Raw genomic sequence first — 4,120 nt, forward strand, 5'->3', positions numbered from 1 at the left:
TACTTCTTTAAATTCATTAACTAAATTAGTATGTAAATTGTAAGGTTTATTTTTAGCAATACCAAAATCGCCATCAATTGTCGAAAAAATGCATTTTTCGTATTTTTTAAGTTTTAAGTGATTTATTAATGTTAATATGTTTACTGTGTCCTTATATCCCTCTTTAATATGATTAGGAGCTTGTTTTAGTAAATTTCTTTTTCCTGCTTCAATAAGAATATTATCATCAACTTTAGCCTTTTCTGAAGTATTTAATATGTAGTCAATTTTTTCGATTCTACTTTGAATTATTTCAGTAATCTTATTTGGGTTATATAAGTCACTTAAAGTTTTATCGTTTTTGAACCGGTTTAATAAATTTATTTCATTATCATTTAAGTGCTTAATAGCATTCTCTTTACCTTGAATTTTATTTCTATTCCATTCATCATTAATATTTTCAGGGGCAATATGAATGAGATGTTTATTTTCAATCCAAAAGCAAATTTCTTCAAAATAATTATCATCATTATTGAAGTCAATTTCCAATAACCCCAGCCAAACGCAAGTATCTAAAGTTATGTATATCATTTGTTATTTATGTAACTGTTTTTGGGTTGTTGCCAACGATTAGTATAAGAATAGTAGCCGATTGAGTTGCACTTCCCTGTCAATTTACAAGAAAGTTGAAGCGGGCTACAACCCTTTATTTTACTCCAATCTCGGCTATTATTTTTATACATTGTTAGCCACTGGCTTTATTTTTTATTAGTCCGCAAATAATGTTAATTACATAAATTAATTCTCCAAAAATCATAAGTGTAAAAAATTAAATGTAGTTTTCAATTCGTTTGTTCATTCTACTTGCGGTCAACTTAAAAATATTATTACCCTTCATCATCATTTCTGGCTTCGCCAATTGCAATAAATAAAGATTCATCTAACATTGTTGCTCCGATTCTTATTTGTTCTTGAGGAATTGTTGGAATAATAAATGCTCTAATAAAACTTGTTATTTGCTGATTAGCAATTGCTACAATTCGCTCTTCTACTAATTTTTTGTCAATAATTTTACCGAAAAAAGTGACTAAAAAAGCAAAAATACCTTTAGGTCTTAATCTGAAGTATAAATCTGCTTTTGTATCAGGATGCAAAATTACTTCACGTCCATTTCTACCTTGAACAAAATCGACTCTCAATGTTAATCGAAAAGGATCTATTCTTCCTTGTGTTAACTCTATGCTGTCTCTTATTCTTACACCGCATCCTATCTTTTTTTCCAATTTAATTTTACCAGTAACTTTGTGAGGCATATCTACAATAATTGAATATTGGTTTGTCGTAGTATCACGATCTACATCAATGATAATATCTGTTAATGGTACAGAAGCGTTGATATTATATGACCAATTAACACCACTTGTTTTTCCGCTATCAGTAACTGTTGTTGATAAATTAGTAGTTGCTGTTAAATCCTTTAGAAAGGTTTTATAACTATTGGTTGAAGAATCATAAAAGGGGAAAATAAATCCGGCAGTTAAATTTCCTACTAAGTCTCCAGTAACAGGAGTGCCATAAGTAACTCTTCTTCTATTAACAGTTGTTCTTGTTCCATCATCACCACTTCCACTTCGTTGTATATCATCAACTGTTGTAACACCTCCAGGTTCTCCACAATTACAGAATACAGACCTATCTACAATCGATGCTCCTTTAACCACTAAAAACGGTGTTTGAACACCATTGACTTTAAAATCATTAGTCGAGACGTTATATGGCGCTCCTAATTTATAAGATCCTAGAGCCTCAAAAACATTTGGAGTAGGAAGAGAATCAAATAAATCTGTTACGTACTCATTATAATCTATAAATAACATGATGGCTTTTACTGAGGTCTCAAAATCATTTAAGCTTCCAAAATTTGCATTTATTACTGTCTCATCAAACGAACTCTCTTGAATATCTACATCAACTAAATCAACTGGTTCTAAGTTGTATTTAATATCAGACATTAAATCATCCTTAGATATAATCTCAAAATCACCTTCTATATTCTTATTGCATCTCACGTCTATATGTCCATAGGCATTATTATTTGGATCAAAGAGCGCTAATTGAAAATCGAAATGCGATAGTTCAAAAGAGGAGCCACCACCAACTGGAGTTAATCTTACGTTTCTATGATCAAATAAAAACTTTATTTTAATTTCCTTCAGGTTGGTTTCTACATAAACTCTGCTGTATTGTTTCTCAATCTCAGCCATTTCATCCTTAATAGCATCTAATAACCAAGGAAGACTAATTATAGCCGATACATGGTCGTTTCCGTTAAGAGTTGATAATTTTTCGTGAATTGGTAGTAATGAAATCATAGTTGGTTGGTTTTAATATTGCTTTTTAATTTATTATTCAATAACTCTTTAATGTTTTCTATGCTTTTTCAGCTTGTGGCTAACGGTTTGCATATGGCTTGTGGCGGTTTCGAAGCACTTAGTTGTCCACCGAGAACGAACTTTGCTACGGAGCGAAAACCTTGCTGGCAGCCCTTCACCCGCCATAAGCTATATGCGTTGTTGTGGTGCGTTTTTTTATTTCAACATTATTTTTCTAAATATCTCGTCCCTATATTTTCTTAGTGAATCGATTCGAATTTCGTCTGTTTGAGTCAATTCGCTGTAGGTTCTTTCAAACCGATATGTCTCCTTCACTACTTTTTTCAGTTTCTTTTCAATTTGTTCACTGCTCTCAACATGCTCTAAAAGCGTCAAGTATAATTCGATTTCAGCATTTGTTCGGTTAGTTTCATTTGTAAAACAATGTCCTGCAGTTTTTGAATTACAATATGAATTATTAAATAATCTCCATTCATATTTTGCTGAATAACTGTCAAAAGTCACTGAGCGTTGAAATGCTGGGTCAATGAAATAAATAAGTCCAATGAGTAAGGTCAGACCTATGCCTATTTTTAGGGTTAATTTCTTGGTCATAAGTCAGCTAGCTTGATTTAGTTCGTTTTCTTATCAAAAAAATCCCAATTGTCAATATTACCATTATACTGATAATCTCTTCAATTAAATATGGGTTGTTCGTAAAAGTGAATCCACGGTCGAGATATTCCTGTTCGTAAAATTCATACTTGCCTTCAGGTATCGAAGTCCAACCGATAAGTCCTGGTGAATTATCTGTGTCGGCCCAATAGAGTTGCTTAGTCAAATGGTTAACAGCTAAATAGTCAACAGTCGCCATAGCAATCTGAGTAATTAACAGAAAAGTCAAGGTCAATATGAATTTTGTCTTTATCGTCATTTTTTAATGCACCACAACGGTCTCGGCTATGAGTAGTTGCGTGGTTTAGCACTTAACTTTACAAGTATACACCAAGATGGAAATTCCGCAGGAATTTCCAAAGTAGGCGAGAACAAGCAATTATTTATAGCCATTGTTGGCATTTCGTTTTTGATTTTCAAATTCTTCTGTCCTTTTTATTTGCTCTTCGAGATTCCATTCAAAGTCAAATCGATTTTTCAGGAATTCCGCGATTGGCTCAAGTCCAATTTCAGCTCGTCTTTTATCGATATTTACAGGGTCATAAACTGGCCATACATTAAAACTTTTTGTTTCTGGATAGTATTTCATTTGTCCACCATAGATTTGTAATTCACCTTTATCAGTTGCAATTCTATCTTCAGCACGAACCAGAAACCTTGGCTCTAATTTTTTGTCCAACACAGCTTGTTTCATTAAAGGAATATAATGTTCCCTTGTTTCTTGATCAGCATGTTGAAGAACATTGCAAATAGTTCTATTGCCTTGTTCTCCTATTTGTGTCAATTCAGGCCAATCAGATTTGTCAAAGATTTTTTTGATTTTTTTAATATTAAGAGTGTGATTTTTTCTATATTCTTTTTGATATAGTTCGGCTTCTTTAGATTCTGCTCCATAAATATTTATCAAAGAATCTCTTAACCTTATTGGTGTTTGTTCTTTTTCCCAAATAGTGTCTAAAACTGCAATAAGATTTTCAGTTCTATCAATACTTGTTATGGTTTTTTTTGATTTGTTCTTGTTTGTACAAGATATTGTTATTAGTAAAAAGAGTATAAATATAAATCTCATCTTTAATTCTATATTAGTTCAGGTT

General features: G+C 31.9%; 5 protein-coding genes. All 5 read right to left on the reverse strand.

Annotation, left to right across the window (positions count from 1 at the left end; genetic code table 11):
• A partial coding sequence (locus CXF67_RS08510; protein WP_145990415.1) for a PIN domain-containing protein occupies positions 1–570 on the reverse strand: 570 nt, incomplete at its 3' end.
• Between the two features lie 296 nt (positions 571–866).
• A complete protein-coding gene (locus tag CXF67_RS08515) occupies positions 867–2,351 on the reverse strand; it encodes a hypothetical protein (RefSeq protein WP_102088371.1) in 1,485 nt (494 codons plus the stop codon).
• 216 nt (positions 2,352–2,567) lie between these two features.
• A complete protein-coding gene (locus CXF67_RS08520) occupies positions 2,568–2,966 on the reverse strand; it encodes a hypothetical protein (protein WP_102088372.1) in 399 nt (132 codons plus the stop codon).
• A gap of 7 nt (positions 2,967–2,973) precedes the next feature.
• Positions 2,974–3,285, reverse strand: a complete 312-nt coding sequence (locus CXF67_RS08525; RefSeq protein WP_102088373.1) for a hypothetical protein — start codon at positions 3,283–3,285, stop codon at positions 2,974–2,976.
• Between the two features lie 120 nt (positions 3,286–3,405).
• Positions 3,406–4,095 carry a DUF6624 domain-containing protein gene (locus CXF67_RS08530; RefSeq protein ID WP_102088374.1) on the reverse strand — a complete coding sequence of 230 codons (690 nt, stop codon included), beginning with the start codon at positions 4,093–4,095 and terminating at the stop codon, positions 3,406–3,408.
• Between the last annotated feature and the right edge of the window lie 25 nt (positions 4,096–4,120).

This window comes from Psychroflexus sp. MES1-P1E (genome assembly GCF_002836055.1).
Classification (GTDB): Bacteria; Bacteroidota; Bacteroidia; order Flavobacteriales; family Flavobacteriaceae; genus Psychroflexus.